Here is a 23,277-nt window from a genome sequence, read left to right on the forward strand (position 1 = left end):
CAGCTTGAGGATTTGAACCATGAGCATGTTTTCAACGGGCTTAAGTGGCCTGAATACAGCGCAGAGAGCGCTCGGCGCGACCAGTAACAATATCAGCAACCTGTTCACGCCCGGCTATAATCGCGAGTTGCCCAAGCTCAGTGAAGGCAACGTGGGCGGCGGCGTGCGCGTGGACGCCATCGAGCGCCAGTTCAACACGTACGTGGCTAACCAGCTCAATAACGCCAAGACCCAGTCCAGCGCGCTTGAGACCTATGCGGGGCAAATATCGCAGATCGACAACCTGCTGGCCGACCGCGAAGCGGGCCTTTCGCCGCTGATACAGGATTTTTTCTCTTCCCTTGAAGATCTGGCCAGTGCGCCGTCAGACCCCGCTTCTCGTCAAGGCGTGATGGGGACGGCGGATACGTTGAGCGCCCAGTTCCGCTCCTTCGATGGCTATTTGCAGGATATGCAGGACAACATCAATAGCCAAATAAAGGATGAAGTTACCCAGATCAACAACACCGTCGAGCAAATTGCCAGTTTCAATAGGGAGATTTCCCTGGCGCGGGCACGCTCCGGTGAGGCTCCCAATAGTTTGCTCAACCAGCGTGACCAACTAATATCCGAGCTCAATGAGCGTATGGATCTGCGCCTGGATGTTCAAGACGGTAAAACCTATAACGTTAGCCTGCCCAATGGACAGCCGCTGGTGACCGGCACATCGAGCTTTAGGCTCGAAGCCGTTCAGGCCGACAATGATCCAGAACGTACGGTAGTGGGCTACCGTGACGGCGCGGGTAGCACCATTCAACTAAGTGAATCCTCCATCAAGGGGGGCTCGCTTGGTGGGCTGATGAGTTTCCGCGCCGAAACCCTGGACAAAACCCAAAATCAGATTGGTCAGCTGGCCGTATCGCTCTCGGTAGCATTCAATGAGCAGCACAAGGAGGGCGTAGATCTAAAGGGTGAACAGGGAGGCGACTTCTTCTCCCTACGCGAACCACAGGCCTATGCGAACCTGAAAAACAAGGGTGATGCTGAGGTGTCGTCGATAACGTTCGACGTTAGCAATATCGATCAGCTTAGGGCAACGGACTATACCGTGCGTTTCGACGATGGTCAGCCAAGTGTGACGCGTAAGGGTAGCGGTGTGAGGCTCGAAAACTCTCAAGCTGAAGTTGTCGGTGCCGGTGAGTTTACCTGGGATCCAGGTGAAAGCGGGGGCGTGCTTACGTTTGGTGGTGTGAAGCTCACCTTCGATTCCATCCCTAATGATGGTGATCGCTTCGAAATCCAGCCCGTACGCCGGGCGGGGGCGGGCATGGAGACAGCGTTTGATGACCCGAGTAAAATTGCGGCGGGCACCGAAGGCTCCGCTGGCGATAACCGCAATGCGCTGGCGCTGCAGGATCTGCAAAGTGACAGGAGTGTTGTAGGCGGTAGCGCCTCGCTCAGTGGCGCCTACGGTGCGATGGTATCTGATGTGGGTAATCGCACCAACATTACCCAGGTGAACCTGGATGCCCGCCAGGGGCTGACCGACCAGCTGCGCGCGGTGCAGCAGTCCGAATCCGGCGTCAACCTGAATGAAGAGGCGGCCAACTTGATTCGCTACCAGCAGTTCTACGCGGCTAACGCACGAGTGATCGATACCGCTGGCACCCTGTTGGATACCATTCTGAATCTGCGGAGCTAGGGGAGATACCTACTATGCGTATAAGCACCGTTACCATGTACGAACAAAGCTCGGCATCCATCAACCGCCAGCAAAGCGATTTTTTGAAGGTGAGCCAGCAGCTTGCCAGCGGTCGCCGGGTGGTCAACCCCTCCGACGACCCGCAGGCCGCCTCACGTTCGGTCGGCGTTGCCCAGTCCATGGCGATGACCGAGCAGTTCGCTGACTCGCGTGTATCGGCGCGCAACTCGCTGTCGCAAACCGAGAGTATCCTCAATAGCGTCAGCGATGCGATCACCAGCGCCAAAACGCTGGTGATCCAGGCCTCCAACGATACGCTGAGTGCTGCTGACCGCGAGTCCATTGCCAGTGAGCTGCGTGGCGTCTACGAAACCTTGATCGGTCAAGCCAACGCGACAGATGGCAACGGTCGCCATCTCTTTGGTGGCTACGCGGACGATAAGCCCCCCTTCGAGAAAAATGAAAATGGCGGCGTATCCTACGTCGGCGGTACTGAAAACCGTGAACAGCGCATCGATTCCTCGCGGCGTATGCCGGTCACCATGACCGGCGACGAGCTTTTTAAGCAAGTGTCTAACGGGGCAAAGGAGACGGGAGCACAACCTGATCTTTTTCGTACGATTGAGGACGTATTGAGCGTACTCGAGAGCCCGACATCCGGTGAGGAGTTGCATAATACGCTCAACACCTCGATGAATGAGCTCGACAATGCGCTGGATAATGTATTAACGAAGCGCGCCTCGGCCGGCGCTCGGCTAAACGAGCTGGACGTGGTCGATTCGGTTGCCAGTAACCGCATGTTGAACTACACGCAAGCGATGTCTGATTTGGTTGATCTGGATATGGTCGAGGCGATTTCCGAGTACAGCCTGCGCCAAGTCGGTATGCAGGCCGCCCAGCGTACCTTCGTGGATATGAGCAGCATGTCGCTATTCGACTACCTGTAAGCCGCAAACCGCTTTTTTGATGCAGGTTTTTAGCCGCCCTTTCCCTTGGGGCGGCTTTTTTACAGGCCCGCCATGGTCTCGATCAGCCCCTGCATGAAGTTGATGCCTTGGCTAAATAGCGGCTGCAAAAAGCGCCCGATATCGGTCATTAGCACCATCAATAGCACCAACCCCACCGTCAGCGAGGTAGGAAAGCCGATATTGAAGACGGTGAGCTGAGGGGCCGAGCGGTTGAGGATGCCCAGCGACAAGCTGATGATGAGCAGAGACGCCACCAATGGCAGCGCCAGCAGCATACCCGAGGCGAAAATCGTCCCGGCGTAGCGGGCCAGCAGCTCAAAAGCGTTGGGGTTTAGGCCACCCAGCCCGACGGGCAGGGTTTGAAAGCTCATGATCAGGGTTTCCAGCACCATGAGATGGGCGTTCAGCGCTAGAAACATGAGCAGCGTGATCATATAGAGAATGCGCGAAAGCACCATGATGTTGGTGCCGCTGGACGGGTCGAAAAAGCTGGCGAACGCCAGACCCATCTGCAAACCGATGAACTCTCCCGAGGCCTGTACCACGGCAAAGATGATGTGCATCACCAGCCCCATCGCCAGGCCCACCAGAAGCTGTTCGATCATGATCCCAAGGCTTGCCCAGGAAAAGATCGCCACCTCGGGCATGGGCGGAAGCACGGGGGCGATCACGATGGAGACCAGCGCGGCCAGGCCTACCTTGACCTGATTGGGAATACTCGAGTGCCCCCAGAGCGGGGCGATGGCCATAAAGCCGGTAATCCGCACGAAGGGCCAAAAAAAAGCCACAAGCCATGCTTGAAGCTGGGTAAAGGTGATGTCGACCACTCTACATCACCATATTGGGAATATTGGTAAATAGCCGGTGGGTGTAGTCGGTAATCAGGCCAATCAGCCAGGGGCCCGCCAGTACCAGCACGGTAAAGACCGCCAGAATTTTGGGGATGAACGTCAGGGTCATCTCGTTGATCTGGGTGGCGGCCTGAAAAAGGCTGATGATGAGGCCCGTAAACAGCGCCGCCAGCAGTACCGGTGCGCCCATGAACAGGGTAAGACGCATTCCCTGATAGGCCATGCTCATTACGATTTCGGGGGTCATGATCGCTCCTCTCGCTCGGGGGTCACCGAGGCGCTATAGCATGTAAAAGCTTTGCGCCAGTGAGCCAATCAACAGCTGCCAGCCGTCCACCAGCACGAACAGCATCAGTTTGAACGGCAGCGAAATCGTCACCGGCGGTACCATCATCATCCCGAGTGCCATCAGCGTGCTGGCCACGACCAGGTCGATGATCAAAAACGGGATGAAAATCGTAAAGCCGATTTGAAAGGCAGTTTTCAGTTCGCTGGTGACAAAGGCAGGCAGCAGCACCCGTATGGGCAGATCCTCGGGACCCTGCATGGGGCCGACATCGGCCAAACGCGCGAACAGCGCCAGGTCCGGTTCCCGGGTCTGCGCCAACATGAATTCGCGAAAGGGCACCTGAGCGCGCACCAAAAACTCTTCGAAATTGATCGTCTCGTTGCTGAGCGGCTGCCAGGCCGTATCGTACACCTCGGAGATCACCGGCGACATGATGAAAAAGGTCAAAAATAGCGCGATACCCAATAGTACCTGGTTGGGCGGCGTAGACTGAGTGCCCATCGCCGTTCGCAACAGACTCAAAACGATAATGATGCGCGTAAAGCTGGTCATCATTAACAGCATGGCGGGTAAAAACGCCAGCGAGCTCAAGAGTAGCAGCGTTTGTAACGAAAGTGACCACTGCTGGCCGCCATTCTCCAGCGGCTGTGAGATCAGCCCGGGCGGGAGCTGCTGGGCCTCGGCGGGCGAGACCAGGCTGGGGAGCAGCAAAATCAACAGCAAAAACGGCAGCGCACCGAACAGTGCATAAGCGAGCCGCTCGTGAAGAGGGTACCGATAACGGGGCATGACGTCTCTCATGGCGATGGAGGGGGGCTTGACTCGGAGGAGGCGGGATCAGAACGGCGGCCCGAAATCGCCTTCGCCAGACGCTGGGAGAACCCGGCGGACACCTCCGTTTCGGGCACCTGGCGGTCGGTGGGGGCAGGGCGCTCGTGCAACTTGGTGATTTGCCCACCCCCAACGCCCACGACCAGCCAGGTATCCTCCACCTCGACCACCACGATGCGCTCGCGGCTGCCCACCGCTGTCGTGCCGACCACGCGCAGCCGCGCACCGCTATCGAAACGCTTTTGCTGTATACGCTTCAAAAGTGCCGTACACAGCAAAATGATAACGACCACCAGCGCCAACGCTGCGGCGGTTTTACCCAGCGCTGCCATACCGACCAGCGCATCCGAGCCCAGCGCATCGACCGAGCCTGGCTGGCTTGTAGACGTCGCGACGCTCATCGGTTGAGTTTGTGAATACGCTCGGAGGGGGTAATGATTTCGGTGATGCGGATACCGTACTTGTCCTCCACCACCACGACCTCCCCCTGGGCGATTAGATAGCCATTGATCAGAATATCCATCGGCTCGCCGGCCAACCCCTCGAGCTCGATGACCGAGCCCTGGGCAAGCTCCAAAAGCTGCTTGATGGTCAGTTTGGTCCGGCCGAGCTCGACGGTGAGCTTAACCGGAATATCCATGATCATTTCCAGGTCCCGGGAGACACTGGAAGCGCCTTCGCCGCTTAGCGGGCGGAAAATGTCTTCGCTTGCCGCCCTGGCGGCGGGCTGCGGCTCGGCTTCCGGGGCTTGTTCAGCGCTTTCTTGCTCGGCGGATTCCTGTTCGGCCATGGCGGCCGCCCAGGGGTCTTCTTCGCCGGCGGCGTCCGACTCGGGGACTTGCTCAGACATGGCGTTCGCCCAATCATCGTCGGAAACAGGTTGATCGGGTTTGTTAGGATCAGTCATGCGTTTGTTCCTTGGATTGGCGTCGCGGGCTTTTAATGAAGTCCAGGGACGCGGCGTTATTCATGGCACCGTGGTCGATCACGCTGAGCACGCGCAGGGCGTGGTGCTGCTGCTGGCTTCCGTACTCGCACTCCATGACAGGCACGCCATCGACGCTGGCAGTAATGGTGCTGGGAATGTCCATGGGCAGTACATCGCCTTTTTTCAGCCCCATTACCTGGGAGATTCGGCTTGGGATCCGGGCAAACTCGGCAATCAGTTCGACTTCTGTCTGACGAAGTTCGCTGGCCATGCGCCGCGACCAGGTGCCGTCGTGGTCGTGGTTGCTGTCGTTGATCGGGTTGGCAAGAAGATCCCGCAGCGGTTCGATCATGGCGTAGGGCATACAGATCTGAAAACTGCTGGAGAGGTTGCCTACTTCGATATTGAACTTGGTATTCACCACGATCTCGTTAGGCGAGTTGGTGATGTTGGCGAATTTGGCCTGTACCTCGGAGCGTAAGAAGTTGACCTCCAGCGGATGGACGACCTTCCAGGCCTCCTGGTAGGCGTCGATGGCCAAATTGAGCAGGCGCTGAATGATGCGCTGCTCGGTATTGGTGAATTCGCGGCCGTCGGATTTGGTCACGAAGCGACCGTCACCGCCAAACAGGTTATCCACCACCATGAACACCAGGTTAGGCGGAAAGACGACCAGCGCCGAGCCGCGTAGCGGTTTCATGGAGACGATGTTGAGGTTGGTGGGCACCGGTACGTTGCGCGAAAAATCACTAAAACTTTGATAGCGAACCGATTCCACCGTGATATCGGCGCTTCTACGAATCAGATTGAACAGCCCGTTCCTAAAGTAGCGGGCAAAACGTTCGTTGATGAAATCCAGCGCGTGCAGACGCTCCCGGATGACCCGGTGCTGGGTCGCCGGATCGTAAGGACGAATGCGCTGATCATCTTTTGAAGGAGAGGAGGAGGTGCTTGCTGGCTCCTCATCTCCACTGACGCCTTTCAACAAGGCGTCGATTTCTTCCTGGGACAGTAGATCGTCCTGTGACATGAACGGCTCCCGCGCCCGAGGTTATTGCACGATAAAATCGGTAAACAGCACTTCCTGCAGATCAAGCGGCGGCTGGTTTTCCGTTAGTGGAACGGTGAGCCGGCTGATAATCGCTTGGGCAAGCGCCTCCTTACCTTCGATAGACGTTAATTCACTGGCCTGCTTGCCGGACAACAAAATCAGCAAGCGGCTGCGTACCTGGGGCATGTGCTCTTCGATGATCGCCTTGCTCTGCTCACCGCCGACGCGCAGCGTAATGCCGGTATACAGAAGGCGTGAACCGTAGTTGTCGTCCGCCAGGTTCACCGTAAAGGGCTCGATGCGTGTGAAAACCGGCGGTTCGGGTTCGGCGACCACTTCGGTCTGGCCCGCCTCATCGTCGCTTGAGCCGCCCAGCACCATGTAAACAGCGGCCGCGGCACCGAGCGCCGACAGGACGACCAGCACGATCATTATATAAAGCAGTTTCTTGGATCCACCGCTTGCTTCTGCCATTGACTGTTCCCATGATCCTTGCGTATGACGAATGCCATGCATTATGCCTAATGAGCCAGCCGCTTAGTAAATGAACAGACTCTCCAGGAGAGCCTATCTTTTGGCTTAGCTTTTTAAGGCGTTGAGATTGTGACTGCCCCGCCGGGGCCACCATCACGCGTAGAGGTCGACCCGCCCATCCAGCGTCAGCCGCACCGGTGTGGCCAGGCCGGCGTCGATGCCCTCCAGCCCACCCTCGGCGGCGTCGTCGCCGCCTCGAGCCGAAGCGCCATTCGCCTGGGCGAAGGCTTGCTCGTTAGGTTGACCGTGTTCACCGACCGAGGTCTCGCCCAGTGAGATTCCCTGGGCGGCCAGCGCTTCGCGCAGTTGAGGGATCGCCTGCTCGACGACCTGACGAACCTGGGCGTGCGCCGAGAAAAACTGTGCCTGGGTGCCGTGTTCGCTCACTTTCAGCGAGATCGAAAGCGGCCCCAATTCTGCCGGGTGTAGCTCGAGCTTGACGTGCTGCTCGCCGCCGCGCTGGGTTAGCTGAATCAGCTGTTGGCCCAGCTTTTCAGGAAACGCGGCACTTGTGACCGGTGCGTTGATGGCCGCGCTGGCACTGCCAGGTGTTGCGACCGGTGCGCCGCCAGGGGCCGCTCCCAGGCCTGCCTGCTCGGCGCCCGTCGAAGGGGCCGGCGCCGAAGCGGTTTGTAACAGGCTCGCCGTGGCTGCCGGCATCGCATCGCTGCGGGCTACCAATGGTGCCGGGGTAAGACCGGCATCAGGGGCGTCGGTCAGGGTCGTTGCGGCTGTGTAAAGCGAAGCCGGCCCCTGAGCGCTCCAGGTCGGCCGTGCTTCACCCGAGGCTGAGGTTGCCCATCTGGCGGTCGGATTGGCCTCGGCGCGCAAAGCGTTAACGGCGTTCAGCACCTGGCTTGCCGCCTCACTCAGTGCAAAGGTCGCCGGTGTTGCGCTATTGAGCTGCGCCGTTTCGGGCATGCCGGGCTCGGCGGCCTTCGCCGGTGTTTCGGCAAACGCCGCCATCAGCGCCAGGCGCGCCTGCACTTCATCCAGCGGGCCGTCGGCCCACTCCTGCTCTTCCACGCCGTCAGCCGGCCCGGACAAGGGCGTTGTCCCGGCCGTATTGAGGGTAAGCGGTGCCATCATCGGGTTTTCGTCAGCGGACGCGGAAGCGTTAAGTCTGGCGAACATGTTTTCCAGGGTCTCGAGACGCTGACCGCTGGGTACATCGGCCGCCAATGCTTGGCCGGTGGCGTTAAAAAGCGCGCTCAAGGAGGCGTCATCGAGCGTGCCGACGTCGATACCCAGTGCCGTCAGGGCTTCGCGAAAGGTGTCGAGCGCCGCCGGGTCCTGCGGCTGAGACTGGCCGGCTGAAGGCGTGGCTGCGAGCGTATCAAGCGCCTGACGTAGCGCCGTTTCATCGAGGGCCTCTGCGTCCATGCCCGGCGCGCTCAGCGCATCACGAAAGGCGTCGAGTGCCACTGTATCCTGGGGTTGAGACTGGGACTGAGCCTGGCCGGCTAAAGGCGCGGCTGCGCGCATGTCCAGCGCCTGGCGTAGCGCGGTTTCATCGAGTGCTTCCCCGTCCACGCCTAGCGCGCTCATCGCATCGCGAAAGTCCGCGAGCATGCCCTGTGGCAACGTTTTCGGCTGACCGGCCAGCGTGCTGATAGTGGTTTCATCCAGCGTATCGGGCTCGACGCCCAACGCTGCCAGCGCAGCGCGAAAGTGCTCCTGGGCTGGCGCTTGCGACGCTTGAAGCGGGTCGCTGGTTAGAGACGTACCCGCGCGGGTATCGAATGCCTGGCGCAGCGCCGTTTGAAAGCCTTCCGAGGCGCCGGGCGAGGGCGTCGCGCCGGACAAAGTAGTGAGCGCACCGCGCAGACCCTGGCTCGAGAGGCTCGAGCTAGAGAGGTCCTGGCTGGTGTATGGCAGTAGCGACATAGTCATAATGTTGAAATCCTCGCGCGCATTACTGCGAACTGTCCGGTGAACGGCGGGCGGTCTGGGACGTTACGAACTCGTCGTTGGCTTTCTGGTCGGCCCGCTCCTGGCGGCGGTGCTCTTCGAGAAGCCGCCGCGATGCCAGGGTGTCGTAGGAGGAGAGTTTACGCTGCTCCTGCTGCCAGTGCTGCTGACTTTGTTGAACGCGCTTTTGCTGGGCGGTCAGCGCTTGACGAGCGCGGCTGAGCGCGGCGTCGAGCGAGGCCAAAAACTGCTGATAGTTGAACATGGTCGCCGGGTCGATACCGTCGCGCATCGCCGTTTGCAGGCGCTCGGCGTACTCGGCGCGGTAGCGGCTGAGCGACTCGAGCTGCGCCTGGGTTTGGTGCTGGCTCTGGCGCTCTTCGGCCAACAGCTTACCCGCCTGGTCGCGCGCGTCCCGGGCCAGATTGGTTAAAATGTCGAGCTGTGAATGCTGCATATTAGCCTCCCACCACCTGCACTAGTGCCTGTCTTGACTCTTCAAGTGTGGCGCGCTCTTCGATACTTTGCTGCAAAAAGCGCTCGAGCTCTGGAAACAGGTTGACCGCCTCGTCCAGCCGAGGGTCGTGCCCGGGGCTGTACGCCCCCACGCTGATCAAATCGCGATTGCGCTGATAGCGTGAAAAAATCTGTTTAAAGGTCCGCGCCCGTTTGATCTGCTCGTCCGTCGCAACGGCGTTCATGGCCCGGCTGATCGACGCCTCGATATCGATGGCCGGGTAGTGCCCCGCCTCGGCCAGGCTGCGCGACAGCACGATATGGCCATCCAAAATCGCCCGGGCCGAGTCGGCGATGGGATCCTGCTGGTCATCGCCTTCGGTCAAAACGGTGTAGAACGCCGTGATCGAACCGCCGCCGCGTTCGGCGTTACCCGCGCGCTCGACCAGCCCCGGCAGTTTGGCGAACACCGAGGGTGGATAGCCCTTGGTCGCCGGCGGCTCGCCAATGGCCAGCGCGATCTCTCGCTGGGCCATGGCGTAACGGGTCAACGAGTCCATAATCAGCAACACGTTGCGCCCGCTGTCGCGAAAGCCTTCGGCAAGGCGTGTGGCGTAGGAGGCGCCCTGTAGGCGTTGAAGCGGCGAGGTGTCCGCCGGGGCGGCTACGACCACTGCGCGGCGGCGCCCCTCCGGGCCTAAAATATTGTCGATAAAATCCTGTACTTCGCGGCCACGCTCGCCGATCAGCCCGACCACGATAACATCGGCCTGGGTGTAGCGCGCCATCATGCCCAGCAGTACCGATTTACCCACGCCGGAGCCTGCGAAAAGGCCCATGCGCTGGCCCTTGCCAACGCTTAACAGCGCGTTGATGGCGCGAATGCCGACATCGATCGGGGTGTCGATCGGCGCGCGCGACAGCGGATTGAGCGGCGCGGTATGCAGCGTCGCCCGGGCGACCTCGTCGATGCCTTCGCGGTCATCCAGGGGGTTGCCGTTACCGTCGAGCACCCGGCCTAAAAGCTCATCGCCAATGGGAAAGCGCCGCGCGCTATGGCCGCTGCCATCGACCAGGGGTGAGACGCGGGCACCGGGCATGAGGCCGGAAATCTGCTCGAGCGGCATCAAAAAGAGCTTTTCGCCGGAAAACCCTACCACTTCGGCTTCCGCATGCGCCTCGCTGTCGTTGACCCGCCCGTCCATGCTGGGCAGTTCGATGCGGCACGCGCTGCCTACTGCCACGCGCAGACCCACGACCTCGATCACCATGCCGGTCGCGCGCACTACCCGGCCGCTACGCCGGTAGTGGGGCAACTGGCTTACCCGGCGCGAGGTCCGCGTGAGCGCCTTGCGCCAGTGCTGCGTGTGAGTATGGTGGGCGGCGCTGTTCATGCGTTGCCCCCGGCGGTATCCGCGGATTTATTGCGCCTGCGCATCTGGGAGGTGATGGCCTGCCAGCGACTCTCGAAGGTTGCATCGAGCTCCCCCTGGGCACTGGTCACCCGGCATCCGCCGCGGGCAAGCTGGTCGTCGGGCTGCAGCGCCCAGCCGGCGGCGCTTAGCTCGACGCCTAGCCGCTCTTCTACAAGCGCGTGGTCGTCCGGGTTGAGCCACAGGCGCTGCTGACCGGTGAGCGGCGGCTCGGTATGTAAAAGCTCGCGCACCAGTTGAAGAACCTGTTCGGGCTGTTCGGCCAGTGCGTCGAGGGCGAGCTGGCGCCCGGTCATCATGGCAAGCTCGACCAAATCGTCGGCGATGGTGTCGTCGATGCGCTCCAGGGCGTCAGCGAACTGTTTGGCCAGGATTTCGAGCGGCTTGATGGCATGATGAATCTGCTCGTCGAGGGTTTTTTGCGCCTCTTCGCGCCCCTCTTTCAGACCTTGCTCCAAACCCTCTTGATGGCCTTGGGCGAGACCGTCCTGATAGCCCTGCTGTTCGGCTTCGCGGCGCACGCGTTCGTAAACGGCTTCACGCTCTTGCTCCTCGCGAAGGCGTGCCTGCTCGGCGGCTTTTTGCGCGGCGGCGACTCGGCGCTGATAAGCGCTTGGCGAGGCGGCATGGTCATCACCGGCCTCGAACGCGTGGCTCTGGAGCTCGTCCATCTGCCAGCGTTGCCACTGGCCGTGGCGGTCGAACTCGCTCGTGCGGCCACTAGACATACTCGTCGTCTCCGCCGGCCAGCACTATCTCGCCGGAGTCGGCCAGGCGGCGGACCACCTGCAGAATGGCTTTCTGCTCGGTCTCGACCTGAGAGACACGAATGGGGCCACGGGCCTCCATGTCTTCGCGCACCAAATCCGCGGCGCGTTGCGACATGTTGCGCAAAAACTTGTCCACCAAAGCCTCCTGAGCGCCCTTGAGCGCGATAACCAGCGAGTTGGTTTCGACTTCCTGGAGTACCATCTGAACCGCCCGGCTGTCCAGGTCGAGAAGATTCTCGAACAGGAACATCTCGTCGATGATTTTCTGCGCCAGGTCTTCGTTGTGGGCACGCACGGTATCGATCGCGCCCTCTTCCTGGGACGAGTTCATCAGGTTGAGAATTTCCGCTGCGGTTCTTACGCCGCCCATCTTGCTGCGCTTGAGGTTCTGACCGTCCAGCATGCTGGTCAGCACTTCGGTCAACTCCTGGAGGGCGGCAGGCTGAACGCCGCTGAAGGTAGCAATCCGCAGCACGACGTCGTTACGCAGCTTTTCCTCGAAGAGCTCGAGAATGTCGGCGGCCTGATTGCGCTCCAGATGAATCAAGATCGTGGCGATGATTTGCGGATGCTCATCGCGGATCAGCTCGGACACCATCGAGGCTTCCATCAGGTTGAGCGCATCGATACCCGAATTGTTGCCGGTGCTCTCGAGAATGTCCTCGATCAGGCTCGAGGCGCGTTCGCTGCCCAGCGCCTTGGTCAATACCGAGCGAATATGATCGCTCGAGTTGAGATTCAGCGCCACGAACTCGTCGGTCTCGCGGTGGAAAGCCTCCAGCACGGCCTTCATGTCCTCGTGAGAAATCTGATCGAGTTTGGCCATCTCGAGGCTGATCGCCTGTACCTCAGAGGCGTTTAGAAACTTGAACACCTCTGCCGCGCTGTCTTCGTCCAGCGTGAGCAGGAGAATGGCGCTTTTACGGGCGCCGCCCATTTGTTCGATGGCGCTACTCATTGGCATTCATCCAGCTGCGAATAATCATGGCGACCATACGTGGGTCGTCCTTGGCCATATCCTGCAGGTCTTTAAGATTGTGCTCGTAAAGAGACGTTTTACGCCGGCGCTTGGGACGCGCCGCGTAGGTGTCGTCTTCTTCCGACTCCGAGCGCTCACCCTCTTCGCCAAGCTCGCCTTCACCTTCTTCTTCATCGCCAACGCTTGCGCGGAAAGTGCTACCCGGCGTCGCCGGTGCTGCAGCGGGAGGCGTCTGGGTATAGCGCTTGATCAACGGGCGCAGAATGAGCAGATAAAGCAGCAGCGCGACAAGGGCGACCATCAGGTAGCGTCCAAGGGTCGTGGCAAGCGAAAGCGTTGCCGGGCGCTGCCACCAGACGGTGTCGTCTTCGATGTCGCTGGCGCGGACGAAGGGCGTATTGACCACTTCGATTTGATCGCCGCGGACCTCGGAGAAGCCCATTGCCTGCTGTACCAGCCGCTCCAGCTGCCCCACCTCTTCCGGCGTCAGGGCGACCTGCTCGGCTTCACCTTCGCCGTTGATCACGGTTCTGAAATTGACGACCACCGCGGCGGACAAGCGTTGAACCTGGCCGAGGCGCTGCTGAACGTGCTCGATGCTACGATCCACTTCGTAATTGACGACATCGTCCTGGCGCAGGTTCGAAAGCGCATTTTCCGGCGCCTCTTCGCCATCCTCGCCTTCGCCCTCCTGGTTGATGAACGAAGGGGCCGTACCCGGGGGCGTATTGCTTAGCGCGCCAGGAATACCGGTCGCCAGCGGATCTTCGCCATCGAAGGAGAGGCTTAACTGACGGCTTCTCACCGCCGCTTCGTTCGGCGGCTGGTTGGGTCCGTAGCGCTCGGAGGTTTGTTCGCGCCGCGAGAAGTCGATCTGAGCGGCGACCTGAGCGCGCACGTTATCGCTTCCCAAAATCGGCGTCAGAATGTTTTCGATACGCTGCTGATAGGAGCGCTCCACCTCGGCAATGTACTCGAGCTGAGTGCCGTCCAGGTCGTTACCCTGGGAGGCCTTTGCCGAGAGCAGGCGACCGTTTTGATCCACGACGGTCACGTCTTCGGCGGCAAGCTCGGGTACGCTGCTCGATACCATGTGCACAATCGCGCTGACCTGGCCTTCCCCGAGTACGCGTCCGGACAAAAGCGTGAGTACGACAGACGCCTTGGCCGGCTCACGGTCGCGAATAAAGACCGAGGGCTTGGCCAAAGAGAGGTGAACACGCACTCGCTCTACCGGGCCCAGGGACTCGATCGAGCGGGCAAGCTCACCTTCGAGCCCGCGCTGAAAGTTGACCTGCTCGGCAAACTGGCTGATACCGAACGCCTGGTTGTCCATCAGCTCGAGGCCTTGATTGCCGCCCCGGGGAAGCCCCTGTTCGGCAAGCTGGAGCCTTAGCATATGGACCTGATCGCTGGGCACCATAAGCGCTTGTCCGCTATCGCTGAAACGATAGGGAATAGCGCGGCTATCGAGCTCGGTGATGATCCGGCCGCCGTCCGCTTCGTCCAGGTTGCTGTAAAGCACTCGGTATTCGGGACTGCCCGCCCACATGAAAAGCGCAGCCACCAACGCGATAGAGGCCGCGGCTGCCACGATTAAGACAACCAACGGGCTCGCGCGCATTTGCTGTTTCAAGCGCGTAAGCGTGGCGTTGTTTTTTAAACTCTCTGCCGTGTCGCCTCTGGAAGCGTTAGGGGTCGAGCTGGTTTGACGGCCTGCCGTAGCACCAGTCTCGCTCATGTATTCCTCCTGGAGGTTGAGCAAAGCTGGTCACGGCCCAAGCACATCATCAATGAAAGCATAGGCTATACTCGTCAATCCCGGTAAGTCGTGAACACAGACGTTTAATCGATAATTGATGCGGAACTTTGATGTGCGCCATTATGCTTAGGCGGGTCGAGCATGAACGAAGGAAAAGCTCAGCTTTTATGACTTATTTGTTCGTATGAGAGGAGTGCTGCCAGTGGTAGGGTAGCGACATTACTTCAACCGTATCGACGATGAGGCATACGTATGAGTTCACCCGCCATTCAGTCCGCGCTACAGCAGATGCAGGGTATGGCTTCTCAAGCAGGAGCGCCCCTGAAAAGCGAGCCGGCCGCCCTGGGGCAAAGTGGGTTTGGCGGCGAGCTGCAGGCCTCCATCCGGCGTATCAACCAGCTACAACAAACCGCTGACACCAAGGCGATGGAGTTCCAGGCCGGTGCGCCTAACGTGGAGCTCGGCGACGTCATGGTCGACATGCAAAAGGCCAGTGTGGCCTTTCAAATGGGCCTGCAGGTGCGTAACCGTTTGGTCAGCGCCTACCGCGACGTGATGAACATGCAGGTTTAAAACCTACGCTACGCTAAAAAGGCGTGGCGCAGCCGCAGCGTGTCCCTCTACCGGGTTGCTCGGCGGCAGGCTGCGCGGTTTTTAAGCCTCGAGTGAAATAATTCCCCCCTTCATCTCCTCTATCCGCTTGGCCACCTCGAGTACCTCTTCGCTTGGGATCTGACGAATGACGTCCCCCGTCTCCCGGTCGATCACACGGGCGATTATCCTGGAAGCCTCTTCGCTGACCTCGAACTCCACGCCACGATCACGCAGCGCTTCGTTGAGGCGGGCAATGGGCTCCTCAAGCTCCTCCCTGGAGACCTCGGTTGCCGGGGGCTGGCTTTGCGTTGGTGCTTGAAGCAGGCTTGCCATGCTTTCCTGGCGCAGGGGCTGCATCTGCCAGGCGGGTGGGGAGGAGGCGCTCGTGGAAGATGAAATGACGGAACTATCCAGCGGTAAAGAGTCCATACGTGTATTCCTTTTGAAATTTGCCAAGCGGCGGAAATCACTCATCGTGCCTTCGAAGCCCCGGCAAAAAACGTATGGGCCTCACGAAGAATCATCGGCTGCTATCGAGCGAACTTTACTGTGAGGGAAAATTAATCGTCGGTATTTCTTAAATGCCTAAAATAGCTGTCCACGTAGCGCCATATAGGCCAATAGCTTGCCTCGCGCTTTGGTATGCTCATGTAATAACAAGGACGCTAACGACTAGCGTCGATCGCGGAGAAGAAGGTGATGGAAGTGGAGCAGGACGGGTTTGAAAGCGTCAGTAACCCTTCAGTAATCGGCTCTTTGCTCGATACGATGATCGAAACGGGCGGGGTGTCGATTTGTCTGATGACGCCAGATGCAAGCCCCGAGCCCATCGTTCTCATGGAGCGACAGGAAGGTGAGGCGCTGGTAATGGATCTGTCATCGGTGAGCTATCTGCTTCCCCGGCTGCAAGCGGCAGAGCCTTTCTTCCTGCGTGGCCAGTCCCAGGGCAAGGTCATTCGCACGGCTCCGCTTTCGCTGATCGACGCAAGTCACTCCGGCGGGCGGCTTTTGTGCCGCAGCGATTACCCCGACGCGCTTTATGTGCTCCAGCGGCGCGAAACGTTTCGCACCCAGCTGCGCATGGGCATGACGGTGGCGGTATCGGTGACCGACGAGCAGGGCGAGAGTGTTGAGGGCGAGTTGCGCGACTTGTCTCAAAGTGGCTGTCAGGTGGAACTCCCGCTCAAGGCCAGCGGTTTACTTGCCAACGCCGGTTCGCCGCTAAGGCTTGGCTTTACCTTTCCCGACGGCACGCAGTTCGCGGTAGATGGCGAAGCGCGCCATCAATTGACCGATGCCGAGCACCACCTACTGCGCGTTGGGTTCGAGCTGGTGGATCATACCGCCGAGCAGTCGCGCAAGATCTGGTATTTCGTATGTGAAATCGAACGCGAAGCGACGCGCTACGACAAGGAAGCAAACCAAGGGGGGCGCCAGTCGTCGCCGCTATTCGCCGCTCAGGGAGCCGAAAAAGGCGAGCAGTACCAGGTCGGCCGTCGCGATCTCCAATACTACGCTACTCCGGCCGCGCGGCGTTTGGTAAAAGTGGCCGCCTACCTGGACGCCCAGCTTCTATTGTTGCAAGAGGGCAGCGATATCGACTCGCGCCAGCTCTCACTCAACGCCGACCGCATCATCAGTTTGCATGAGGAAGATCGCCAGGCGCTGCTCTTCGCTTCCCGCTGCCTGTCATTGGAGCCGCTGCTGGTACGCCATGGCATCGCGGTGGCGATTCACCTTCTGGACTGGCTCGGCCGCGACACGCCGGACGATGTCCGCAAGGCCATGGTGGCAAGCTCCCTCGTCCACGATTTGGGCAAGGCATTGATCCCCCAGGTCGTATTCACCGCGCCTCATCTGGACGCTAGCCATCTAAAAGCGATTGGCGAGCACCCGGGGCTTTTGCTCGATCGGTTGAAGAGCTGTCAGTGGCTTTCGAAAAACGTCGCTCAAGCGGTCATCAAGGGGATTAACGAGCGCATGGATGGCAGCGGCTATCCCGACCAGCTCGGCGGTGATGAGCTAAGCGAGCTCTCCAAGGCCTGCGCGATTATCGACGTGGTCGAGGCCATGCGCCGCGACCGCCCCGACCGCCCGGCCAAGACGACTCAGGAAATCTACCGCTACCTGCTGAGTCATCCGCAGCAGTTCGACCCGCGCTGGGTCAAGCGTTATATCGACCACTTCAAGTCGCTCCCCGTAGGGGCGCTGGCGCTTTTTTCGAGCGAACAGTTGGCCTGGGTGGTGCGTGTCGATGAGCAAGGGACGCCAACGGAGGTCATTTTGACCGAGGAGGCCGCGGCGCCGTTACGCAGTACGCTGAAATATAGCGTTGCCGGCGATGTCGCCGAGCGGTTGGGCACGCCGAAACGCGAGGTGGCGGTCTCCACCTAAACCGCTGCAATGACCGATCAAAAAGCCCGCGACTCGTTAAAGTCGCCCTGGGCTACGCCGATAAACCATACAGGCCGGTCCGTTTGAGCGAGATCGTTCGAGCAGCCCATCAGGCATTGCGACATCGGCGGCTATTTTATTCATTTAAGGAGTACCCTTATGACTTATTCTCGCAGCGGCGGCGCCTATGGACGGGGGGCTAATGCCTACGCCCGCGTCGGCGTGGAGAGTGGCGTCATGTCCGCAGACCCGCATCAACTGATCGTTATGCTGTTCGACGGTGCCAAGGCGTCGATTCGCGCGGCACGCATCCACATGCAGGCGGGTAATGTCAGCGAAAAGGGTCGCGCTATCTCCAAGGCGCTGGATATCGTCAATAACGGCCTAAACGCCGCGCTCGATCAGGAAAAAGGGGGCGCGGTTGCCGAGCGGCTCGGTTCACTTTACGACTACATCGCACGGCTTTTATTGGCCGCGAACCTGCGTAACGACGAAGAAAGCCTCGATCAGGCAGAACGCCTTTTAGAGGATATTGCCTCGGCCTGGCGTGAAATAGGCCATCCACAAAGTGCGTGAGGCTCATCATGTCTGCTTTTGACACGGCACATGCCGATACCCAGCAAGCCCTGCTCGATACCTACAGCGAGCTGTTATCGCGCGCAGCGCACATGCAGTCGTTGGCGAGCAACGAGCAGTGGGCGGAGCTTATCGAACAGCGTACCCACTACGTTGTGCTAGTCGATAAGCTTCGCGGGCTTGATGAGCGTGTCGCGCTCGATGCCTCGGGTCGGACGCTCAAAGCCGAGCTTTTAGAGCGCATCCTGGAGCACGATGTCGATATTCGCCGCCGCTTGGTCACCCGTCGCGATGAATTGGGCAAGCTGATCGGCGCTTCTCAAAAGCAGCGCGACCTGCACCGCGCCTACGCGCCTCAGCAGGGCGTAACCGGCCAGGATGACACCACGCTGTGAGCGGCATCACGCCGTTGATCGATACGCTGATGCACCAGGTGCTGGGGCGTCAGTCGGATTCGCTACAGCGCTCGATCAACGCCCCCGTCCAGCCGGTTACGCCCGGCGACGGCCCCCGCGCATTATCCCGCGACTCGAGCCTCGATGGTCGCCCCACAACCAATCTTCCTCTTGACGACTTGCGCCGCCTCCCTGCTTCGCCGGACCAGGGCGGGCGGGGCTTGCCCGCGTCCAAAGGCGAGGGAGCGCCGGGCTCGACGCAAACCCACTTTAGCCCTGCGGCGCGTAGTATCGCCGATGTTCTGCTGCGCTTTCCCGCGCCCCCCACGGCAGTGCGACTCGACGCCCCGCTGATGGGCCCCGACGAGCCCGCCAGTGCCGAGACGCTCTCCAACCGACTCAACGCCAGTATTCGCGATAGCGGCCTGTTTTACGAAGCCCACTTGAAGCGCTGGTTTCAAGGCGAGGTCCCCCGCCAGCAGCTGATGCGCGAGCCCCAGATGCAGCTTGCCAGGCCCCAGGTATCCGGCCCCTTGCCGGCTGGCCCGCAAACGCAACCCGGTACACTTCAGCCGTCCGGTCCCTTGTCGGCTGGGCAGCAAGTCCAACCCGGCGCCCTCCAGTCGCCTGGTCCTCTGCCCGCTGGCCCATCCATGCAGTCTGGCGCGCTTCAGCCGTCCGGCCCCCTGCCGGCTGGCCCGCAAATACAGCCTGGCGTGTATCAGTCGACAGGTCAGTTGTCCGCTGGACCACAGGCCCAGCCGGGGGCGTATCCGTCATCGGCTCAAACGTCTGCAGACCCCCAAACGTCGTTTGTCAGGCCCCTGGTCGCCAGCCAGGCGCCGAGCTGGGGGGCGTTTCCAGGCTCGGGCACGCCCGGCCCCATTTTGCCCAACACGGCGCTGGTATTCGTACAAGGCGCGGCGGGTGGCGTGGGCGTGCCGGGGCCGAGCACCGCTCCGGCGGCCCAGGCGGCGGCTAATCTTCCCGGGGCCAGCGCAGGGGCGGGTGGCGCGAACACCAGCGCGGGTGTTGCGCCGGGGCTTGCAAGCGAGCGCGCTGGGGTCGAGCGCTCCGTAGGTAGCCTGGCTACAACGCCTTCGCCACTGACCGAAAAGCCGGAGGCGCGCGCGCTCGCAGCGCGGGAAACCGCCGCGCTTCGTGAGTTCGAAGCTTTATCGTCTACCAAGCGCGAGGTCGTTCACGAAAGCCTACAGGGGCTGGTGCGCCAGCAGCTTGAAATGCTGGCTACCCCGGTGCTGCGTTGGGAAGGTGACGTCTGGGCGGGTATCTTCATGGCGCTAGTCATCAATCTACCCACCGGTCGGCAGCAGGGTGACGAGGGAGGCGAAGGCGCAGAGGCCGAGCAGGAGTGGCGCTCACAGATGCAGCTCGAAGTGCCCAACGTGGGCGCATTCAGCGTGACGCTTTCTCTTTTCCGGTCCGTGCTCGATGTGTCGGTGGATACTTTCGATGAAGAGACTTACGCGCACCTGGCACCCTCGATTGGTCGGCTGGAGGAGCGCCTTGGTGCGCTGGACTTTCAAAAAGTGCGCGTCAATCTAAAGCAACCCCAGGGTGAGACCTGATGGATTCCTCGACCGAGCGCCGCCGCCAGGCAGTGGCCCTTGCCTATCACGAAGGGGAGCAGGCGCCCCGGGTCGTGGCCAAGGGTTATGGCGAGCTTGCCGAGCGTATCATGGCGGAGGCGGAGCGCCAGGGTATCTATGTTCACGATGCGCCGGAACTCGTGGCACTTTTGATGCAGCTCAACCTGGATACGGAAATTCCTGCTAGCCTATACCAGGTAGTAGCGGAGCTTCTCGTATGGGTGTTCGAGCTCTCTGGAGAAGAAGAAACTCATGTTGAAAGGCGCAAGTAGCCAATACTGACGTTGTGTGCAACCATGATGGTAGGGAACAACAATCATTTTGGCGTCAGTGTAGTGGTTGATTAACGCCGCGACGTTCGATGGAACATTATGAGTCAAACAAGCTTCTTCGATGAAATCCAGGAAATTAACCTCGCGTATTTGCTGCTGGCCCAGCGTCTTTTAAGCGAAGACCGCAATGCGGCGATGCTGCGTTTGAAAGTGGACGGCGAGCTCGCTGACCTGCTGGTGTCCCTGAACGCCCGTCAGCTTTCCAGGCTGGCCCGCACCAATCAATTGGTGTGCCGGTTTAGCGACATAAGCGCCAAACAACTGCGTCAGGTGATGGAAAACCCCCGAGATCAGGGGCTTTCAGGGTTGCACGCTTCTCTGCTGATGGCCGGCGAACCGTTTGATTCGCTGCCCAAAGGGGAGGCCGAGTGACTCAAAAAAGCTTGGTCGATGAAATGCACCAGGTTCAGCTGGCGATTGAACTCATCGAGCTGGGTGCCCGATTGCAGGTATTGGAGACCGAAACCGAGCTTAGCCGTACCCGGCTCATCAAGCTCTATAAGGAGGTCCGCGGTGTTTCCCCGCCCAAGGGGATGTTGCCCTTTTCGACTGACTGGTTCGTGACCTGGTTACCCAACGTTCACTCGTCACTTTTTTATAATATCTATGGCAGCCTCAGAAAAAACACGCCCTGCGAGCGTATCGACGCCTTCGTCAAGGCGTACCGACTCTATGAAGAGCAGGTCACGCTTGAAAACGTCGACCCGGTGCTGGGCTTGACCCGCGCCTGGACGCTGGTGCGTTTTTTCGAGAGCGATCTTTTACAGCTTACCTCCTGCACCCGCTGCCTGGGCCGTTTCGTCGCGCACGCGCACAGCCCTACCCGCGACTACGTATGCGGCATCTGCCAGCCCCCTTCCCGCGCGGGTAAGACCCGCAAACCTCAGGCATAACATAGCCTCCCCTCGAAGCCTTTTATTACCTCCTAACTCACATTAAGTTCGTGTTTAATCCTGAGATAGGGGGGAAAGGTAGCGGTACTTTATCATTAAGAATTGCAAGTGCCCTGGTATGATAGGCCTAAGCGTCAAATAGGCGGGGAGTGTCCACGTTCATCACCACAACCGATGAAGCAGACTCCTCTGATGTCTCACTGTCATCGCAAGGAACGTACGTGTGCTGATTCTCTTAGGTTATTTGGTAGTACTGCTGTCGGTGTTTGGTGGGTATGTCTTGGCGGGGGGAAGCCTTGGACCAATTTATCAGCCCCTCGAGTTATTAATTATCGGGGGGGCTGGCGTGGGCGCGTTCATTGCGTCCAATAACGGTAAGGCCATCAAGGCGACTTTCAAGGTACTCCCTAAGCTTAAGCGTTCCAAAAAGTACAATAAAGCGCTCTATATGGAACTGATGGCGCTGCAGTTCAAAATCCTTTCCAAGGTTCGTCGTGAGGGCATGCTGGGTATCGAACGTGATATCGACAACCCCCAGGAGAGCGAGCTTTTCCAGGAGCACCCCACGGTGCTTTCCGACCCGCATATCATGAACTTCTTGACCGACTACCTGCGCCTGATGGTCAGCGGGGGCATGGAGCCCATGGAAATCGATGAGCTGATGCTCCACGAAATCGAGGTCTTTGAGCAGGAGCTTCATATACCGATCGATGCGATCAGCAAGGTGGGGGATGCCATGCCGGCGTTCGGTATCGTGGCGGCGGTCATGGGCGTAGTGAAAGCGCTGACCTATGCCGATGCCAGCCCCGACGAGATGGGTGAAATGATCGCCCACGCCCTGGTCGGCACCTTCCTGGGTATTTTGATGGGCTACGGCTTTATCAGCCCGATATCCAGCTACGCCGACCGCCAAGCAAAAGAGGCCGAGAAAATGCTTCAGTGCATTCGCGTGACGCTTTTGGCAAGCCTGCATGGGTACGCCCCGCAGCTGGCGGTGGAGTTTGGTCGTAAAGCGCTGCACACCGAGGAGCGGCCAACGTTTAGCGAACTCGAGGAGTACGTGCGCGATGCGAAAAAGGGCGGTAATGCATGAGTAAGGGGGCCGACAAGCGCCCGATCGTCATCCGGCGCAAAAAAGTGGTCCACGCCCATCATGGCGGCGCGTGGAAAATCGCGTTGGCAGACTTCATGACCGCGCTGATGGCACTTTTTCTCGTGCTTTGGATTTTGAGCGTGGCAAGTGACGAGCAGCGCCAGGGCGTGGCCGAGTACTTCAGTGCCCCGCTGGTCACTGCGGTGACCGGCGGTGACCGCTCGGGCAGCACTCGGGTGATTCCCGGCGGCGGCCCCGACCCGACGCATACCGACGGCGAGCGTGCGCGTATCGACGTCATGCAGCATACCCGGCCAAGCCTGGAGGAGCGGCGCTTTTTCAACGACCTTCAGGAGCGCATCGAGCGCGCGATCAATCAGGACCCGGAGCTTCGTCAGTTGCGCTCCCAAATGCGCTTTGACCTGACCCGGGAAGGCTTGCGCATTCAGCTTCTGGATACCGATCAGCGTCCGATGTTCGAGCTGGGTAGCGACCAGGTCGCCTCCTACATGCGCAGCCTTCTACGTACGATGGCGCCGCTTTTAAACGAGCTGCCCAACGACCTGAGCATTAGTGGGCATACCGATAGCGTGCCCTATGCCGGCGGCTACCGCGGCTACAGCAACTGGGAGCTTTCCAACGACCGGGCCAACGCCTCGCGCCGCGAGCTGGTGGCCGGCGGCCTCGACCCGGACCAGCTGCTTCGCGTGTCGGGCTTTGCCGACCGGGTGCTGCTACCCGAGACAACGGCGATAGATCCACGCAACCGGCGCATCGAGCTTGTCGTACTGCTTCCGGAGATCGCCGAAGCCATCCGCAACCCCGGTATTTTGGGCCCGGGAGATACGGTGTCGGATGAAAATAGTATGGAAGAAACTTTAGAAAACCTTCCGCAAGCCGATATAGCGCAGTAAGCGAGGCTTGTCATAACGACTATGACACTAAT

Annotated in this window: 26 protein-coding genes; 12 read left to right on the forward strand and 14 right to left on the reverse strand. The window is 60.0% G+C overall.

Going from position 1 to position 23,277, the window contains the following annotated elements; translation table 11 throughout:
* The first annotated feature begins 19 nt into the window (after positions 1–19).
* Entirely contained in the window at positions 20–1,681 is a 1,662-nt protein-coding gene (flgK, locus tag ACWHVV_RS00435) for a flagellar hook-associated protein FlgK (protein WP_447927601.1), read from the forward strand.
* 14 nt (positions 1,682–1,695) lie between these two features.
* Positions 1,696–2,628 carry a flagellar hook-associated protein FlgL gene (gene flgL / locus ACWHVV_RS00440; RefSeq protein ID WP_447927602.1) on the forward strand — a complete coding sequence of 311 codons (933 nt, stop codon included), beginning with the start codon at positions 1,696–1,698 and terminating at the stop codon, positions 2,626–2,628.
* Between the two features lie 59 nt (positions 2,629–2,687).
* Here the strand turns inward: flgL and fliR are convergent, their stop codons facing one another.
* The 13 genes from fliR to fliF all read right to left on the reverse strand — a co-directional run bounded on the left by fliR (position 2,688) and on the right by fliF (position 14,423).
* Positions 2,688–3,476 (reverse strand): flagellar biosynthetic protein FliR, encoded by a 789-nt coding sequence (fliR, locus tag ACWHVV_RS00445; protein ID WP_447927603.1) that lies wholly within the window; start codon positions 3,474–3,476, stop codon positions 2,688–2,690.
* 1 nt (position 3,477) lies between these two features.
* On the reverse strand, positions 3,478–3,747 hold the full coding sequence (gene fliQ, locus ACWHVV_RS00450; protein ID WP_447527340.1) for a flagellar biosynthesis protein FliQ: 270 nt from the start codon (positions 3,745–3,747) through the stop codon (positions 3,478–3,480).
* Positions 3,748–3,780: 33 nt separating this feature from the next.
* A complete protein-coding gene (fliP, locus tag ACWHVV_RS00455) occupies positions 3,781–4,578 on the reverse strand; it encodes a flagellar type III secretion system pore protein FliP (RefSeq protein WP_447927604.1) in 798 nt (265 codons plus the stop codon).
* Between the two features lie 8 nt (positions 4,579–4,586).
* Positions 4,587–5,021 carry a flagellar biosynthetic protein FliO gene (gene fliO, locus ACWHVV_RS00460; RefSeq protein ID WP_447927605.1) on the reverse strand — a complete coding sequence of 145 codons (435 nt, stop codon included), beginning with the start codon at positions 5,019–5,021 and terminating at the stop codon, positions 4,587–4,589.
* Complete coding sequence (gene fliN, locus ACWHVV_RS00465; protein ID WP_447927606.1) at positions 5,018–5,527, reverse strand: flagellar motor switch protein FliN; 510 nt, start codon at positions 5,525–5,527, stop codon at positions 5,018–5,020. The genes fliO and fliN overlap by 4 nt, the downstream gene beginning before the upstream one ends.
* Entirely contained in the window at positions 5,520–6,578 is a 1,059-nt protein-coding gene (gene fliM / locus ACWHVV_RS00470) for a flagellar motor switch protein FliM (RefSeq protein ID WP_447927607.1), read from the reverse strand. The genes fliN and fliM overlap by 8 nt, the downstream gene beginning before the upstream one ends.
* 21 nt (positions 6,579–6,599) lie before the next feature.
* Positions 6,600–7,073: a flagellar basal body-associated protein FliL gene (gene fliL / locus ACWHVV_RS00475; RefSeq protein WP_447527345.1), complete on the reverse strand. Its 474-nt coding sequence runs from the start codon at positions 7,071–7,073 to the stop codon at positions 6,600–6,602.
* Positions 7,074–7,226: 153 nt separating this feature from the next.
* Positions 7,227–9,026 (reverse strand): flagellar hook-length control protein FliK, encoded by a 1,800-nt coding sequence (locus ACWHVV_RS00480; RefSeq protein WP_447927608.1) that lies wholly within the window; start codon positions 9,024–9,026, stop codon positions 7,227–7,229.
* A gap of 22 nt (positions 9,027–9,048) precedes the next feature.
* Complete coding sequence (gene fliJ, locus ACWHVV_RS00485; RefSeq protein WP_447927609.1) at positions 9,049–9,501, reverse strand: flagellar export protein FliJ; 453 nt, start codon at positions 9,499–9,501, stop codon at positions 9,049–9,051.
* Between the two features lies 1 nt (position 9,502).
* Positions 9,503–10,894: a flagellar protein export ATPase FliI gene (fliI, locus tag ACWHVV_RS00490; protein WP_447927610.1), complete on the reverse strand. Its 1,392-nt coding sequence runs from the start codon at positions 10,892–10,894 to the stop codon at positions 9,503–9,505.
* The gene (locus ACWHVV_RS00495) at positions 10,891–11,661 is read right to left on the reverse strand and encodes a flagellar assembly protein FliH (protein ID WP_447927611.1); all 771 of its coding nucleotides are present in this window, start codon (positions 11,659–11,661) and stop codon (positions 10,891–10,893) included. Before ACWHVV_RS00495 ends, fliI begins: the two co-directional genes overlap by 4 nt.
* Positions 11,654–12,661, reverse strand: coding sequence for a flagellar motor switch protein FliG (fliG, locus tag ACWHVV_RS00500; RefSeq protein ID WP_447927612.1), 1,008 nt, complete (start codon positions 12,659–12,661; stop codon positions 11,654–11,656). The genes ACWHVV_RS00495 and fliG overlap by 8 nt, the downstream gene beginning before the upstream one ends.
* A complete protein-coding gene (gene fliF / locus ACWHVV_RS00505; RefSeq protein ID WP_447927613.1) occupies positions 12,654–14,423 on the reverse strand; it encodes a flagellar basal-body MS-ring/collar protein FliF in 1,770 nt (589 codons plus the stop codon). Before fliF ends, fliG begins: the two co-directional genes overlap by 8 nt.
* Before the next feature lie 273 nt (positions 14,424–14,696).
* Here fliF and fliE point away from each other — a divergent pair, with 273 nt between their 5' ends.
* Positions 14,697–15,017 carry a flagellar hook-basal body complex protein FliE gene (gene fliE / locus ACWHVV_RS00510; protein WP_447927614.1) on the forward strand — a complete coding sequence of 107 codons (321 nt, stop codon included), beginning with the start codon at positions 14,697–14,699 and terminating at the stop codon, positions 15,015–15,017.
* Positions 15,018–15,098: 81 nt separating this feature from the next.
* Here fliE and ACWHVV_RS00515 read toward each other — a convergent pair whose 3' ends face one another.
* Positions 15,099–15,467, reverse strand: a complete 369-nt coding sequence (locus tag ACWHVV_RS00515; RefSeq protein WP_447927615.1) for a flagellar protein FlaG — start codon at positions 15,465–15,467, stop codon at positions 15,099–15,101.
* 270 nt (positions 15,468–15,737) lie between these two features.
* Here ACWHVV_RS00515 and ACWHVV_RS00520 point away from each other — a divergent pair, with 270 nt between their 5' ends.
* From ACWHVV_RS00520 to motB, 9 genes are all read left to right on the forward strand, one after another.
* Positions 15,738–17,432 (forward strand): HD domain-containing phosphohydrolase, encoded by a 1,695-nt coding sequence (locus ACWHVV_RS00520; protein WP_447929104.1) that lies wholly within the window; start codon positions 15,738–15,740, stop codon positions 17,430–17,432.
* A gap of 159 nt (positions 17,433–17,591) precedes the next feature.
* Positions 17,592–18,008, forward strand: coding sequence for a flagellar export chaperone FliS (gene fliS, locus ACWHVV_RS00525; protein ID WP_447527355.1), 417 nt, complete (start codon positions 17,592–17,594; stop codon positions 18,006–18,008).
* Between the two features lie 8 nt (positions 18,009–18,016).
* Positions 18,017–18,403, forward strand: a complete 387-nt coding sequence (gene fliT, locus ACWHVV_RS00530; protein ID WP_447927616.1) for a flagellar protein FliT — start codon at positions 18,017–18,019, stop codon at positions 18,401–18,403.
* Positions 18,400–19,992 carry a flagellar hook-length control protein FliK gene (locus tag ACWHVV_RS00535; protein WP_447927617.1) on the forward strand — a complete coding sequence of 531 codons (1,593 nt, stop codon included), beginning with the start codon at positions 18,400–18,402 and terminating at the stop codon, positions 19,990–19,992. The genes fliT and ACWHVV_RS00535 overlap by 4 nt, the downstream gene beginning before the upstream one ends.
* The gene (locus ACWHVV_RS00540) at positions 19,992–20,285 is read left to right on the forward strand and encodes an EscU/YscU/HrcU family type III secretion system export apparatus switch protein (RefSeq protein WP_447527358.1); all 294 of its coding nucleotides are present in this window, start codon (positions 19,992–19,994) and stop codon (positions 20,283–20,285) included. The genes ACWHVV_RS00535 and ACWHVV_RS00540 overlap by 1 nt, the downstream gene beginning before the upstream one ends.
* A 99-nt stretch (positions 20,286–20,384) precedes the next feature.
* Positions 20,385–20,717, forward strand: a complete 333-nt coding sequence (gene flhD / locus ACWHVV_RS00545; protein WP_447927618.1) for a flagellar transcriptional regulator FlhD — start codon at positions 20,385–20,387, stop codon at positions 20,715–20,717.
* Positions 20,714–21,238 carry a flagellar transcriptional regulator FlhC gene (gene flhC, locus ACWHVV_RS00550; protein WP_447927619.1) on the forward strand — a complete coding sequence of 175 codons (525 nt, stop codon included), beginning with the start codon at positions 20,714–20,716 and terminating at the stop codon, positions 21,236–21,238. Before flhD ends, flhC begins: the two co-directional genes overlap by 4 nt.
* Positions 21,239–21,461: 223 nt before the next feature.
* On the forward strand, positions 21,462–22,331 hold the full coding sequence (gene motA, locus ACWHVV_RS00555; RefSeq protein ID WP_447927620.1) for a flagellar motor stator protein MotA: 870 nt from the start codon (positions 21,462–21,464) through the stop codon (positions 22,329–22,331).
* Positions 22,328–23,245, forward strand: coding sequence for a flagellar motor protein MotB (gene motB, locus ACWHVV_RS00560; protein ID WP_447927621.1), 918 nt, complete (start codon positions 22,328–22,330; stop codon positions 23,243–23,245). The genes motA and motB overlap by 4 nt, the downstream gene beginning before the upstream one ends.
* Positions 23,246–23,277: the final 32 nt, after the last annotated feature.

It is taken from the genome of Vreelandella sp. EE27 (genome assembly GCF_968206495.1).